The following is a 15,003-nucleotide window of genomic DNA, read 5'->3' on the forward strand; positions in this document are numbered from 1 at the left end:
AAAGTAAACATTGCGTTTCTGTACGAGCAAATGTTACCTTTCAAAAATCGGCTTGACCAATAAAATAGCACTAACAACTATTTTCAGCCATGCTTTAGCAATAACGCCAACATCATCCTGTTGTGCTGTTATTTTAGACACGGTTTATAGGTAATAATATGACCCCTCAACACATAGACAATTTTTACTCGCGCGCGTTCTTACTCAACCACAGTGAAAAAATACTGGATTTTTACACGCCTCGGGTGATTGACCCTCAAGGAGGATATTTTCAAAATTATTTTGATGATGGAGAAATATTCGACCCTACATACAAACAGCTGGTTAGTAGTACACGAATTATTGTCAATTTTGCAAGGGCGAGCCAAGTCTTTAATAAACCCAATTATGCCGACATTGCACTGCACGGATTACATTTTTTAGAGCAAGCGCATTGGCATGAAGAAACACAGTCGTATGCGTGGACCATTCGCAATCAACAAGCCGAAGACATGACCCAACAAGCTTATGGATACGCATTTGTTTTGTTAGCTTATGCCGCTATTCAAAAAGCGGGTCTTAAAGAAGTGACGTCAAACATTGATGCTGTTTTCCAATTACTTGAACGTCGCTTTTGGCAACAAGATTATGGTTTATACGCCGATGAGCTCAGTGTCGATGACCTATTAAGTGACTATCGCGGACAAAACGCGAATATGCATATCTGTGAAGCCATGATTTCGGCTTATGAAGCGACTAATGACGAAAAGTATCTCAATCGGGCTTATCTAATTGCTCAGAACATTACGCAGCGCCAAGCTGCGCTGTCTGATGGGCTGATATGGGAACATTACACAACGCACTTCGATATAGATTGGGAATACAATAAACACGACCCCAAAAACCTTTATCGACCTTGGGGATTTCAACCAGGCCACCAAACTGAGTGGAGTAAGTTGCTGCTAGCCTTACACCAACATATAGAAGAGCCGGAACTACTTAAACGTGCCAAAACCCTATTTGAGCGAGCTTTCTCTTTATCTTGGGACCACCAATATGGAGGACTAGTCTACGGGTTCGATTCTGACGGTAAATGGTGTGACGATGATAAATATTTTTGGGTGCAAGCAGAAAGCTTTGCGGCTGCCGCTATCTTATTTAGTGAAACCGATAACCACGAATTTTTAAGTGCGTACCAACAACTATGGCAATACAGTTGGACGAACATGGTCGACCATAAGTATGGTGCGTGGTTTAGGGTTCTCACCCGTGAAAATAGCGCCTATTCAAACGAAAAAAGTAGTGCTGGCGCCAAGTGCGATTATCATACATTGGGTGCCTGTTTCGACGTACTCGCTCATATGCCACCTACTACAGAAGGGCTATAAATATGCATATTTCGACTTCTGGTACTGAACGCCAACCCTCCCCCGCGGCCTTTAATGCCCGATTTGCATTAATGGTAATGACATCACTCTTTTTCATATGGGGCTTTATTACTGCACTAAATGATATTTTGCTACCTTACTTAAAAAATGCATTTTCGTTAACGTATTTTCAGGCTGGATTAGTTCAATTTTGCTTCTTTGGCGCTTATTTCATTGTGTCTCCATTTGCAGGCCGCTTCCTCGAAAAAATTGGTTATAAAAAAGGCATAGTGGTGGGCCTATTAACTATTGCTAGCGGATGTGTTCTATTTTATCCCGCTGCCGAGATATCCATGTACCCACTCTTTCTATTTGCCTTATTTGTTCTGGCATCAGGGGTAACCATGCTACAGGTTTCTGCTAACCCTTATGTTGCTGTTCTCGGCCCAGAAAGCACAGCAGCGAGTCGACTCAACTTAGCGCAAGCTATTAATTCAGTTGGACATACTGCAGGCCCCATGTTTGGTGCATTGCTTATTTTGGCTGCAACCAGTGAGGCAGGTTCGGCAAAATCAGTACAAACACCCTACCTTATTATTGCAGGGGCGTTAGTGATAGTTGCGTTATTGTTTCTAAAAATGAAGCTCCCAAACATTAGTGAACATGTTGAAAAAGATCAGGCATCCCCCCCTTTCTCGTTGTTTGCGCACAAACATCTGTATTTAGGTGTATTGGCGATTTTCCTTTACGTAGGTGCAGAGGTGTCCATCGGCAGTTATTTGGTAAACCTATTTATGCAGCTCGGTATCGACAACATGAATGAAGTCACCGCAGGTAAGATGGTCTCGTATTATTGGGGCGCCGCCATGGTAGGACGGTTCATAGGAGCAGCCATCCTCAACTTCATCAAAGCGACAACCCTCTTGGCCATTAACGCTGTACTTGCTATTAGCATGATAGTTATCGCGGTAAATATGGAAGGAAGTCTTGCTATGTGGTCTATATTAGCAGTGGGCTTTTTCAATTCAATTATGTTTCCCACCATTTTCACATTGGCAATTCGGGGCCTAGGAGAATATACCGGGCGAGGTTCTGGTTATTTATGCCAAGGTATTGTCGGCGGTGCAATTTTGCCTTTGTTGCAAGGTTTTGCAGCAGATGCCATGGGGTTACAGATGAGCTTTTTAATTCCGGCTATTAGCTACCTATATATTGCTTGGTATGCAGTAAAAGGAAGCAAAATTAATTAGCTTAGGTCAATCCACATTACTCTTTAAATCTTAGTCAAAAACGCCGAAAGAGGATTCTAACCATGGTTACCCCTGCATCTCGACGACATTTTATGAAAACCACCCTATCGGGTGTGATTGCTGCTTCGTTATTCTCAGGAACTCTGCAGGCGAAAATGCTTGAACGTTACTACGAACAATTTAGCACTTCGCGACAACCGAGCAACCGGGTTTCACCGAGTATAGGCAAGCGAATAAGCGTAAAAAAATACGGCGCTACGGGCAATGGCAAATCACTCGACACTAAGGCTATTCAATCTACTATCGACGCTATCAGCGAAAGTGGCGATATAGGCACAGTTTGGCTTCCTGCTGGAGTATATTTAAGCGGCACCCTTCACCTAGCGAGCAATGTTAACCTAGAAATTGACGAAAATGCCATATTGCTTGGCAGTACGAATATACGTGACTACGAAGATGCGAACGGCAAAGTTCACGCGTTAATAGAAGCTAATGACTGTCACAATATTGCGATTTTTGGAAAGGGCACTATTAATGGCCAGGGGCGTCAACTAGGGCTCAATATAAACCGCTTGCATCATGCTAAAGAGCGTATTGAAAGCGATTTTAATGAAAGAAGAAACCGTTCTCGCCATCGCCCCAGCGTGCTAGCGGTTCATCACTGCAATACTGTCAAAGTTTACGACATCACTATTGAGAATGGCGCATTTTGGGTTCAACATTATGCAGCTTGCCAAAACCTGCATATCGACAATATCGTGGTACAAAGCGATGCATTTTGGAACAATGACGGCATTGATATAAACGATTGTGAAAATGTTCGTATTACTGGCTGCTTTGTAAACGCTGCCGATGATGCTATTTGCCTAAAATCTACGACCAAAGGCGATATACATAATGACAACATATATATTGGCAAATGCGTGCTACGATCCAGTTCCAACGGGATTAAGTTCGGTACCGAAAGCCAGAACGGTTTTACCAATGTAGAAATAGAAAATATTACTGTATTCGATACGTACCGAAGTGCAATTGCATTGGAAACGGTGGACGGAGCAAAACTGGAAAACGTCACAATTAATAATATTAATGCCCAGAACGTAGGTTGTGCTATTTTCATTCGCTTAGGACAACGTAACCGGGATGTACCTACAAACACACCTCTTGGTAGCATTAAAAATATCAGCATCACTAATGTAAATGCGCATATTAGCTTTGGGCGCGCAGATATTAATTATGACTTGCGTGGTCCTGGTCTAAACACGTTCTTCAACCCTATCCCAGCCTCAATAACAGGCCTTCCCGATGCATTGGTGGAAAATGTTACGCTTGAGCACATTTCTATTAGCTATCCGGGAAGAGCTAACAAGGGCTTGGCATATCGGCCATACGATCAATTATTTTTGGTTCCCCAAGAACGCGATGCCTATCCGGAATACACCATGTTTGGAGAACTACCAAGCTGGGGATTTTTTGTCAGGCATGTGAAGGGCATTACGCTTAACGATGTTTCATTAACCGCACGAGAGCACGATTTTAGACCTGCTTTGGTATTTGATGATGTAAACGGCATTATTCTTTCAGACGTAACGTTACACGCTGTTAACGATACGCACTTAGTATTGCACAATACTAAAAATGTTAACGTCGATGCCTTGGCCGCGCCAAACAACAACCAGAAGCTAGCACCTATTTCGCGTTCTGCATGGCATCAATCAAAAGACTAGCGCCTAAAATTAACGCCTAACTGCTTGACCATTTGGTTGAGCAGTTCCTACCGCTTAGCTCCCTTTGAGGCTAACCACTGTAACCCCTCTTTTTCATCAGCACAAAAGAAGTAATCGATTTCCGCAGCTATATAAACCCGTTCAAACTGGCTGCGAACCAGCGCTGGAATATCAGCGTTTGTCACCACTAAAGCACAAGCTGACATACCATAGATTTTGCGAAGTTTAATTGAGTCTATTAGGGTAGCTTCTGCCGCTGGGGTTAAAATACCCGTACCTTGAACAAATCCTAAAAAGCCCCATTTTTGCCCTCTAAGGCTCAACACAATCTCTTTAACATCGTCGTGATATTGTTTCAAAATCGCTTCATTTACCACGCCCCGCCCGTCGACGCGAAGCACGCTACCTATAAGCTCAATATCATACTCGGCGTGTTTGGTTTCTACGTGTGAAGTGTTCTTTGTGGTAATGCGAGAGTTACTTGGAACCATGTTATCTCGTTTAAAACTAACTTCTAACTTCCTCTTTTAAGAATAGGCAATAGTTCTGAGTTACGCCACCTAAGAATACCTAAAAAAAGAATTAAGTAATTACAATCGTTTTCAATTATGACCAAAAACAAAAAACCCGCCAATTGGCGGGTTTTAATGTTATCCATAAACTATGGATAACTTACTTCTTTTTCTTTGCCTTTGCATTTGGCAAATCGGTAATACTACCTTCAAAGATTTCAGACGCTAAGCCGATAGACTCGTTAAGTGTTGGGTGAGCATGAATTGTTAATGCAACATCTTCTGCATCTGCCCCCATTTCAACAGCAAGACCAATTTCGCCAAGCATTTCGCCCGCGTTAGTACCTACCATTGCCCCACCTAGTACACGACCAGTGTCTTTTTCAAAAATCATTTTAGTCATACCGTTTGTTGCGTCAGACGCAATGGCACGACCAGAAGCAGCCCATGGGAATACCGCTGTTTCGTAGCTTAAACCTTGCTCTTTCGCTTCTTTCTCGGTAACACCAACCCAGGCAACTTCTGGCTCAGTATACGCTACTGAAGGAATACCACGGGGGTCAAAGTAGTGTTTTTGCCCAGCAATAACTTCAGCTGCAACATGACCTTCGTGAACCGCTTTATGCGCAAGCATAGGTTGGCCAACTAAGTCACCGATAGCGAAGATATGTTCAACGTTAGTACGCATTTGCTTATCAACGTTGATAAAGCCACGGTCGTCAACGTTAACACCAGCAGTGTCTGCACCAACCATTTTACCGTTTGGACGACGTCCAACCGCCACTAATACTTTGTCGTAGCGTACTTGCTCTGAAGGTGCATTTTTGCCTTCAAACGTTACGTATAAGCCGTCATCTTTTGCTTCAACCGCAGTCACTTTGGTTTCAAGCATGATGTTGAATTTTTCTTTATAATCTTTCATGAAGACTTTCATGATGTCTTTATCAGCGGCTGGAATAAGCTGGTCTAAAAATTCAACAACATCAATTTTTGAACCTAGTGCTTCGTATACTGTACCCATTTCTAGACCAATAATACCGCCACCAAGTACTAGCATTTTCTCTGGAATATCTTTCATTTCCAAAGCGCCAGTTGAGTCGATAATACGATCGTCTTCTGGAATAAACGGAAGGCTTACAGGCTCAGAACCCGCAGCAATAATCGCTTTTTCAAAAGTAATAGTAGTAACGTCGTCACCATTTTTCACTTCAAGGGTATTAGCACCGGTAAATTTACCGTAACCTTTTACGTGCTTGGTTTTACGCATTTTAGACATGCCGCCAAGACCGTTAGTCAGCTGTTTTACAACGCTGTCTTTATATTCGCGAATTTTGTCTAAATCGATTTTAGGTTCGCCAAAAGTCACACCATGGCTTGCCAAGTGCTTCGCTTCTTTCATTACTTTCGCTACGTGAAGTAATGCTTTTGAAGGAATACAACCAACGTTAAGACATACGCCGCCTAGCACTTCGCGTGAATCAACAATAACGGTTTCTATGCCTAAGTCGGCAGCACGGAATGCTGCAGAGTAACCGCCAGGGCCGCCGCCCAGTACCACTAATTGCGTTTTAATTTCGCTCATTGTGAACCTCAATCCTATTTTTTGTTATCTATCACCTTGTGTGTAATAGCATAACCTAAATACTGCCCCAAGGGCTTATAAAATCACCGAGAATGTTCATGATATAACAAACATTCTCGTTTTTTTATTTAAAGTATAATTCTGCGCAAATCAGTTAAGTTTGCAGCCACTTCAGTAGAGAACCTTGCACCTACTGCGCCATCGATAACACGGTGGTCGTAAGATAAGCTTAATGGAACCATTAGACGAGGTTCAAACTCGCTACCATTCCACTTCGGTTTCATATCAGACTTAGAAACACCAAGGATAGCAACTTCAGGGGCATTCACAATTGGTGTGAACGCTGTTCCGCCAATTCCGCCTAAACTTGAAATGGTGAACGTACCGCCTTGCATATCTGAAGACTTCAGCTTGCCGTCGCGTGCTTTCTTCGACGTTTCAATAAGCTCTTGAGACAACTGCTCAATACCTTTCTTGTTCACGTCTTTGATTACCGGCACTACCAAGCCACCTGGCGTTTCTACCGCAATACCAATGTTGATGAATTTCTTGATAATCAAGCTTTCACCATCATCAGAAAGCGAAGAGTTAAATACTTCGTATTTCTCTAGTGCTTTCGCGACTGCTTTCATGATGAAAACAAGTGGCGTGATCTTCAAGCCAGACTTAATTTTCGCATGATACGCGTTTTGTTCTTTACGGAACGCTTCTACGTCGGTGATATCAGCCTCATCAAACTGTGTTACATGAGGGATAGTCGCCCAGTTACGGTGTAAGAACGGACCAGAAATCTTTTGAATACGCGACAGCTTAACTTCTTCAACTTCACCAAACTTGCTGTGATCAACAGGTTTAACCGGCACAATTTGAAGTACGTTATCGCCTGCTGGTGCAGCTGCACTTGCAGTACTGCCTTTAGGCTTAGCAAGTTCAGCTTTCACGTAAGCCTGAACGTCTTCTTTTAGAATACGGCTCTTAGGGCCTGTTCCATTAACAAGGGTAAGGTCTACACCAAACTCTCTTGCTACACGACGTACAGAAGGAGAAGCATGTGCTTTACCGTTGCCTTTAGGCGCTGAAGCTTCTTGTGCTGGTACAGGAGGCTTATTTTGCGCAGCTGGTTTTTCAGCCGCTTTCGGCTTCTCAGGCGCAGATTCCGCTTTCTTCGGTGCAGGTGCTTCGCTACTAGCTGAACCGTCACTTCCGGCAGTTTCCAGCTTAATAACTAGCGTACCTTGCTTAACTTTGTCACCGGCTTTAATGAAGACTTCTTTTACTGTACCTGCATGGGTAGAAGGCACATCCATTGTCGCTTTATCAGTTTCAAGGGTAATAAGACCATCTTCTTTCTCGATGGTGTCGCCCACAGAAACTAATACATCGATAACGTCTACTTCGCCGTCTTCACCAATATCAGGTACTTCAACCTCTACTACGCCACCAGCAGATGCTGATGACGGGGCTGATGAAGCCGCGTCGTCAGAAGATGATTCAGCCGCAGGTGCCGCTTTTTCAGAACTTGACTGAGCAGGCGCATCGCTGCTAGCTGCTTCACCACTTCCAGCGGTTTCTAGTTTAATAACTAGCGTACCTTCTTTTACTTTGTCGCCAGTACTGATGAATACTTCTTTCACCGTACCTGCGTGAGTAGAAGGCACATCCATAGTCGCTTTATCGGTTTCTAGCGTAATAAGCCCATCTTCTTTCTCGATGGTATCGCCTACAGAAACCAGTACATCAATAACATCTACTTCGCCGTCGTCACCAATATCAGGAACCGCAACTTCTATCACTTCACCGCCACCTGATGCTGCTGGCGCTGCTTCTGATTTGCTTTCTTCTTTTGGTGCTTCAGCTGGCTCTTCTTTCTCTTCAGAAGAGGCTTCTTCGCCACCTGCTTTTTTCATTTCGCCGATAACATCGCCTTCTTTAATCTTGTCGCCAACGGCAACAGATAAGCTAACGATTTCACCTTCAAATGGTGCAGGAATGTCCATAGAGGCTTTGTCACTTTCTACAGTAACAACGCCTTCATCTGCATCAATGGTGTCGCCTACGGCAACACATAGCTCGATAACTTCAACTTCGTCACCGCCTACATCCGGTACGATAATCTTTTGAATATCTGACATATGTAAAATACCTTATCTGCCTGTGACTACGCGTAAAGTGGGTTTAGTTTTTCAACGTTAATATCAAAACGTTTTATCGCTTCAGCAACATCTTTCTTATCGAAATCACCGCGCTGCGCTAACTCGTACAATGAAGCCACTACAATGTATGCAGCGTTCACTTCAAAGTGAGTACGCAAGTTTTCACGGCTGTCACTTCTACCAAAACCATCAGTACCTAGGCAGCGATAATCTGTATCGATAAATGCGCGAACCTGATCAGAGTAGTTCTTAACGTAATCAGTTGCAGAAATAGCAGGACCTGCATCTTTCGTAATAACTTGACCAATGTAAGCTGTTTTCTGATCTGATTCTGGATTCAACATGTTCCAGCGCGCCACTTCTTGACCTTCACGAGCCAATTCGTTGAACGAGGTTACCGAGTAAACGTCTGAAGAAACGTTGTAATCGTCACAAAGAATTTGTGCCGCTTTGCGTACTTCATTCAAGATAGTACCCGAGCCCATTAACTGTACATTGGTCTTGGTCTTCTTGTTTTCAACTCGTTCTAGCTTATAAATACCTTTAATGATTTGATCAGCGACGTCATCACCTTCAGGCATAGCTGGGTGTTGGTAGTTCTCGTTCATCAATGTTAGGTAATAGAATACGTTTTCGTTGTTGCCATACATACGGCGTAAACCGTCTTGTACAATAACAGCCACTTCGTATCCGTAAGTTGGATCGTAAGTTACACAGTTCGGGATAAGGTTCGCTTGAACATGTGAATGTCCATCTTGGTGCTGTAGACCTTCACCGTTCAATGTGGTTCTACCTGCGGTAGCACCTAACAAGAAACCTCTTGCTTGGCTATCGCCAGCTGCCCACGCCAAGTCGCCAACACGTTGGAAACCAAACATTGAGTAGTAAATGTAGAACGGAATAGTAGTGGCGTTACAGGTTGAGTAAGACGTACCTGCCGCTACCCACGATGCCATTGCACCTAATTCGTTAATACCTTCCTGCAATACCTGGCCTTTTTTATCTTCACGATAGTAAGCCACTTGGTCAGCATCTTGTGGAACGTACTTTTGGCCTTCGTTAGCATAAATGCCCACTTGGCGGAACAGCCCTTCCATACCGAATGTACGTGCTTCATCAGGAATAATTGGCACAATACGCTTACCAATCTTCTTGTCTTTCAATAATGCGTTAAGTACTCGCACGAAAGTCATAGTAGACGAAACTGAACGATCGCCAGAGCCTTTTAAAATTGCATCAAATGCTTTTAGCTCAGGTACTTCAAGTTGCTCGTCAGCTTGTTCTCTACGAGAAGGTAAGTAACCGCCTAAAGACTCACGACGCTCGCGCAAGTACTTCATTTCTTCACTGTCTTCAGGGAACTTGAAGTAAGGAAGTTCTTCAATCTTCTCATCAGCGATTGGAATGTTGAAACGATCGCGGAATACTTTAAGTGAATCTACGTCCATCTTCTTCACGTTATGCGCAATGTTCAAGGCTTCACCTGAAGCACCTAACCCAAAGCCTTTAACGGTTTTAGCAAGAATCACCGTTGGACGACCTTTGGTTTCTTTCGCTTTTTGATAAGCAGCAAAGACTTTTACTGGATCGTGTCCACCACGGTTCAAGCGCCAGATGTCATCATCAGACATATTCGCGACAAGTGCAGCCGTTTCTGGGTACTTGTTGAAGAAGTTTTCGCGAGTGTATTTACCACCCTTCGCTTTACAGTTCTGGTACTCACCGTCTACGGTTTCGCCCATTAACTGAATAAGTTTGCCTGATTTATCACGGGCAAGAAGCTCATCCCAGTAACTGCCCCAAATAACTTTAACCACTTCCCAGCCTGCGCCGCGGAATGTGCCTTCAAGTTCTTGGATAATTTTGCCGTTACCACGAACTGGGCCGTCTAGGCGCTGTAGGTTACAGTTGATAACGAAAGTTAGGTTATCTAGGCCTTCACGTGAAGCAAGACCAATAGCACCCAACGATTCTGGCTCATCACACTCGCCGTCTCCCATGTAGCAGTATACGCGCTGTTCAGAACAGTCTTTAATACCACGGTTAGTGAGGTACTTAAGGAAACGTGCAGTATAAATGGCTTGAAGTGGACCTAAGCCCATCGATACTGTTGGGAACTGCCAGTAATCTTTCATCAAATGAGGGTGCGGGTATGAAGATAGACCTTCACCAGCGCATTCTTGACGGAAGTTATTTAGCTGTTCTTCAGAAAGGTTACCTTCAATGAAAGAACGGGCATAAATTCCTGGAGAGATATGACCTTGTGCAAAGATAAAGTCGCCACCAGCGTTTTCTGTCGGCGCTTTAAAGAAGTGGTTAAAACCAACATCATATAGCATGGCAGATGACGCAAAACTACCAATGTGACCACCAAGCTCTAAGTCTTTCTTAGAAGCACGTAATACAATCATCAATGCATTCCAACGAATGGCGGCACGAATGCGTGCTTCAATCGTTAGGTCGCCAGGCATTTTTGGCTCTTGCGCTGAAGGAATTGTATTGATGTACGCTGTGGTGGCGTCGTACGGTAAGTGCGCTCCGCTACGACGAGCCTTATCAATAAGTTTCTCGAGTAGATAATGGGCGCGTTCTACACCTTCCTCTTCCAAAACAGATTCAAGAGCATCAATCCACTCTTTAGTTTCTTGAGGATCCACATCTTGGTGCATCATATCAGTCATGGTGCCATCCTATTTTTGCTTTATATATAGAGAATTCTTCCTTCGACCTAATTATCGAAAGAAGAATGACCAAATTACGTTGTACTCGCTGTGAACCTTAATGGCTCACCTGTGCTTTTTGCATATCGCAGTCGCTAAAATTCTCTTTACGCTTCTGCTTATGTAATCACGCCTAATAAATCTGGGTATACAAGAAGGCATGTTAAATTTCTAATCGACGTAACGCGCGCTGTACACGAGTGTCACGCTGATTAATGGTTAATAATGTCTTTTCAATGAACGCTAGGTGCGTATTACACGCCTGACGTGCCGCTTCTGGATCCCGAGCGGCGATAGCTTCAACAATTTCTCGTCTTTGACGAGCAATATCGGCCACTGCATCGGGGTGAGTCGCTAACATATCAAAGTTACGTTCAATGTTTTCCACCAGCATACTCTGCATGGTGCTCATCACATGTAAAAGCACCATGTTATGCGATGCTCTTGCCATAATGATGTAGAACTTCCCCAGCGCTTCAGCTTGGTCCCGCTTACTTTCTTCGGGTGCTGGCGTGGGTAGTTCATTAAGCGCATTTTTCAGCGCTTCATAATCTTCGGGTTGCCCACGAAGCGCTGCGTAATATGCTGCCATTCCTTCTAGGGCATGACGGAACTCGAGTAAATCGAACTGAGTCTCAGGCCGTTTACTGACAAGTGCCATCAGTGGGTCTTTCATGGCTGAGTTAAGGTTGCGGTTTACAAACGTGCCGCCCCCCTGCTTGCGCTCAACCAATCCACGCGCTTGAAGATTACCTATGGCTTCTCGTAAGGAAGGCCGCGATACCTCAAACTGAATCGCAAGTTCACGCTCTGGTGGCAATTTCTGACCTGCCAATAAGCTCCCATCCAAAATCATGGATTCAAGCTGCTCGGTGATAACATCGGCAAGTTTTTTTCGCTGCTGACGCATGCGTGACTGTCTTCCTTCATCTACTTGAGTATGCGACTATTTTGTAAACAAGTAAGGTCTACAGCCACAATTGGTAATACCATTTTACCTATATAGTTTAAGATAGATCGAAAGTGAGGTAAATACTCTCAAGCATAGCAAACTTGCAAGGAGTTGCTTGTTGTTAAGCTTTATTGTTGAATTTGTTGCAAAAATTTAGCAAACTCGCACTGGTCTGATGAGGTGAAGCAACCAGCATATAAGACGTGAAATGCCTGATCTATAAATGAAAAATTTATAGACCAGGATAGAATGGTAATACGTTTGTTAACTGAAATAGTTAAGCAAGGGTGCCAATAACGGTTAGCGCAGACGTGATAACAAGCAGAAAAATAACATTACGTTTTGCTAACTTGACCAGCACTTTAGGCTCTACAGCTGCATTTTCTGTCTGAGCTTTATATTCTTCAGCCGTTAACATTTCGGCTTTTGACGATACTCGTGTCAGTAAGTCATAGGCAGAGATATTCAAAGAAAGAACGTCTTTAAGCCATTCAGGAAGTGCACGTGAAAAGTGCCCCATCATGAGCATGCCAAAAGCGGTGACGCGTACTGGTATGAAGTCAAGTGCGAACATTAACTTGCCCGCCGCCATGGACAACGGGTGTTGAGAAGCGCAGAAGCGCTCAGTGGCACTTCTGCTGAAACAGTAAAACACGGCGCCTGGTGCACCAAATGCAATGAACCACAACATCACCGCAGCGTAGTGCTGGTAGTTCAGCCAAGTAAGGTGTTGGCCGAAGCTTTTTCCTTCAGCCATGGCCGTTCCGTCGCTGGCACGCTTGCTACCGCAATGCCCTAATTGGTCGGTGTACATACTGCAAGCCTGTAAATCGCCTCGGTCTGCGGCATTCAAAAAGCATTTATAAGTGGCGCGTAACACCGGACAACCAATACATAAAAACAAAACCACACTTTGTTCAATGAAAGTAAGGAAAGCACCAAACAGCCAATATTCTATTAACCCGATAGCAAGCGCAGGCAGCAACATATAGAGGTAAAAGGCAACGGATGGCGTGTCTTCCTCTAGCCATTTGCGTTCGTTTAGCCAATTTTGATAGGCGGCTGCATAACGCTCGATGTGCCATACCGGTGTTTTAGTAATGAGCCTTTCAAGACTTAATACCAGCAGTAAACTCATTAGTATCATGTTTATTCCCTACCATAAAAATGCTGAATTGTGGGTAATTAACCGGCGTTTAACCGCTTGCTTACCTTTTTATCTTCTGGTCTTGCTAGTGATGTTAGTTAAATCGAGTGACTGTCTGTAGCGTGGCCAATCGAACGTAACACCTGGGTCGGTCTTTCGCCCTGGAGAAATATCATTATGGCCTATAATTCGTCCTAACGTTATTCGCGGATACTGTTGCAATATAAACCCACTCAATTTCGTAAGTTGTTCATATTGGGCATCGGTATAAGGCAGTGTGTCGGTGCCTTCTAATTCGATACCAATGGTGAAGTCGTTGCAACGAGAACGCCCTTGAAACGTCGATAACCCTGCATGCCATGCCCGCTTATTAAAGGGCACAAACTGCTCTATCTCGCCGGTACGGTAAATAACGCAATGGGCAGACACCCTAATCCCTGCTATTTCTTTATAAAACGGGTGCTCGTCGGGATTTAACGTACCGGTAAACAATTCACGGATACCTGAGGTACCAAACTGTGACGGTGGCAACGATATATTATGAATGACCAACACGCTCACATCATTTTCGTCGGGCCGTTCATCATAATGGGGGCAATCAATTTGCGTCGCGGGCTCGTATAACACCATAAATTTTCAAAATTCGTTACCTTGTTTTCATTAATAACAGTGTGACACCAGCTGCCCAAGGGCACAAGCTCGCAAGCGTAGGATTCAGCTTCAAGAGGTATAGCAGTAAGTCAGCATCCATTTAAAACACGCCGTAAACCCATCCATGGGGGCTCTATGCAGCTCCCTGCTGCATAAGGTTTTAAATGGATGCTGCCTTACTGCTTTGACGAGTGGCCACTAGAGTTGAGCGTTAATAATGTTTCAAGATAAATTGCCCAGACGGCTTTACTCTCAAACTCACCTTACACTTAATAATCGCTAGCGTTTCTTGAAAAAGAAAAAAGTGCTACCCCTTACTGCATAAAGTTTCACTGGGTACGAACTCCTTTAGTTAGGCCGATACATTTATATATACGTAGAAAGGCGGTATAAATAGAACGTATAAAAAGAAGTGAGATGTTTTATATGAGTGAAGATGATTCTGTAGGTGAGAATTCTGCGGCAAAGTATATGGTAGTGCTGGCGTGGATTTGTGGGTTTGGCCTGCTGGTCTATGTCTTTTCTGGCTTGCTCGATAAGCAAGTTAACCCTAATAGCGAACCCCAATCACAGCGTATTGGGTCACAAACCGAAGTGCGCTTGAAACAAAACCGTGCAGGGCATTATGTGACTTCTGGCTTTATTAATGGCGAAGAAGTGGTGTTTCTGGTGGATACAGGCGCTACCGATGTGTCTATTCCTGCGCATTTAGCCCAGCGACTTCAACTACAAGCTGGACGAAAAGGCTTAGCCAATACGGCGAATGGAACGGTTACCGTTGCTGAATCACGTATTGATACCCTTCGAATTGGTGACATTGTGTTAAACAATGTTAGCGCAAACCTAAACCCCGGTATGCAAAGTGAGCATATCTTGCTAGGAATGAGTGTTTTACGGCAATTAGAGTTTACTCAGCGCGGAGATTGGTTAATATTGCGTACCCTATAACTCTAAACAGCGAAC

General features: G+C 43.9%; 11 protein-coding genes. 4 read left to right on the top strand and 7 right to left on the bottom strand.

Features of this window, described 5'->3' with window-relative positions; genetic code table 11:
- Positions 1 to 158 precede the first annotated feature (158 nt).
- The 3 genes from FLAVO9R_RS15395 (at position 159) to FLAVO9R_RS15405 (ending at position 4,323) form a co-directional block, all read left to right on the top strand.
- On the top strand, positions 159 to 1,367 hold the full coding sequence (locus FLAVO9R_RS15395; RefSeq protein ID WP_159532722.1) for an AGE family epimerase/isomerase: 1,209 nt from the start codon (positions 159 to 161) through the stop codon (positions 1,365 to 1,367).
- A 2-nt stretch (positions 1,368 to 1,369) separates the two neighbouring features.
- The gene (locus FLAVO9R_RS15400) at positions 1,370 to 2,596 is read left to right on the top strand and encodes a sugar MFS transporter (protein WP_052364424.1); all 1,227 of its coding nucleotides are present in this window, start codon (positions 1,370 to 1,372) and stop codon (positions 2,594 to 2,596) included.
- A gap of 62 nt (positions 2,597 to 2,658) precedes the next feature.
- Positions 2,659 to 4,323 carry a glycoside hydrolase family 28 protein gene (locus FLAVO9R_RS15405; RefSeq protein ID WP_159532724.1) on the top strand — a complete coding sequence of 555 codons (1,665 nt, stop codon included), beginning with the start codon at positions 2,659 to 2,661 and terminating at the stop codon, positions 4,321 to 4,323.
- A 47-nt stretch (positions 4,324 to 4,370) separates the two neighbouring features.
- On the opposite strand, the gene FLAVO9R_RS20500 is transcribed toward FLAVO9R_RS15405, so the two are convergent.
- The 7 genes from FLAVO9R_RS20500 to ampD all read right to left on the bottom strand — a co-directional run bounded on the left by FLAVO9R_RS20500 (position 4,371) and on the right by ampD (position 14,019).
- Positions 4,371 to 4,814, bottom strand: coding sequence for a hypothetical protein (locus tag FLAVO9R_RS20500; protein ID WP_232370674.1), 444 nt, complete (start codon positions 4,812 to 4,814; stop codon positions 4,371 to 4,373).
- Between the two features lie 181 nt (positions 4,815 to 4,995).
- On the bottom strand, positions 4,996 to 6,417 hold the full coding sequence (lpdA, locus tag FLAVO9R_RS15415; protein ID WP_159532726.1) for a dihydrolipoyl dehydrogenase: 1,422 nt from the start codon (positions 6,415 to 6,417) through the stop codon (positions 4,996 to 4,998).
- A gap of 128 nt (positions 6,418 to 6,545) precedes the next feature.
- The gene (gene aceF, locus FLAVO9R_RS15420; protein ID WP_159532727.1) at positions 6,546 to 8,549 is read right to left on the bottom strand and encodes a pyruvate dehydrogenase complex dihydrolipoyllysine-residue acetyltransferase; all 2,004 of its coding nucleotides are present in this window, start codon (positions 8,547 to 8,549) and stop codon (positions 6,546 to 6,548) included.
- A 26-nt stretch (positions 8,550 to 8,575) separates the two neighbouring features.
- On the bottom strand, positions 8,576 to 11,251 hold the full coding sequence (aceE, locus tag FLAVO9R_RS15425; protein WP_159532729.1) for a pyruvate dehydrogenase (acetyl-transferring), homodimeric type: 2,676 nt from the start codon (positions 11,249 to 11,251) through the stop codon (positions 8,576 to 8,578).
- A 202-nt stretch (positions 11,252 to 11,453) separates the two neighbouring features.
- Positions 11,454 to 12,200, bottom strand: a complete 747-nt coding sequence (locus tag FLAVO9R_RS15430) for a GntR family transcriptional regulator (RefSeq protein ID WP_159532731.1) — start codon at positions 12,198 to 12,200, stop codon at positions 11,454 to 11,456.
- Between the two features lie 319 nt (positions 12,201 to 12,519).
- Complete coding sequence (gene ampE, locus FLAVO9R_RS15435; RefSeq protein ID WP_159532733.1) at positions 12,520 to 13,389, bottom strand: beta-lactamase regulator AmpE; 870 nt, start codon at positions 13,387 to 13,389, stop codon at positions 12,520 to 12,522.
- 69 nt (positions 13,390 to 13,458) lie between these two features.
- Positions 13,459 to 14,019 carry a 1,6-anhydro-N-acetylmuramyl-L-alanine amidase AmpD gene (gene ampD, locus FLAVO9R_RS15440; protein ID WP_159532735.1) on the bottom strand — a complete coding sequence of 187 codons (561 nt, stop codon included), beginning with the start codon at positions 14,017 to 14,019 and terminating at the stop codon, positions 13,459 to 13,461.
- Positions 14,020 to 14,457: 438 nt separating this feature from the next.
- Between ampD and FLAVO9R_RS15445 the strand changes: the two genes are divergently transcribed.
- A complete protein-coding gene (locus FLAVO9R_RS15445; protein ID WP_126873769.1) occupies positions 14,458 to 14,988 on the top strand; it encodes a retropepsin-like aspartic protease family protein in 531 nt (176 codons plus the stop codon).
- The last annotated feature ends 15 nt before the right edge of the window (positions 14,989 to 15,003 follow it).

It is taken from the genome of Alteromonas sp. 38 (assembly GCF_902506055.1).
Taxonomy (GTDB): domain Bacteria; phylum Pseudomonadota; class Gammaproteobacteria; order Enterobacterales; family Alteromonadaceae; genus Alteromonas; species Alteromonas lipotrueae.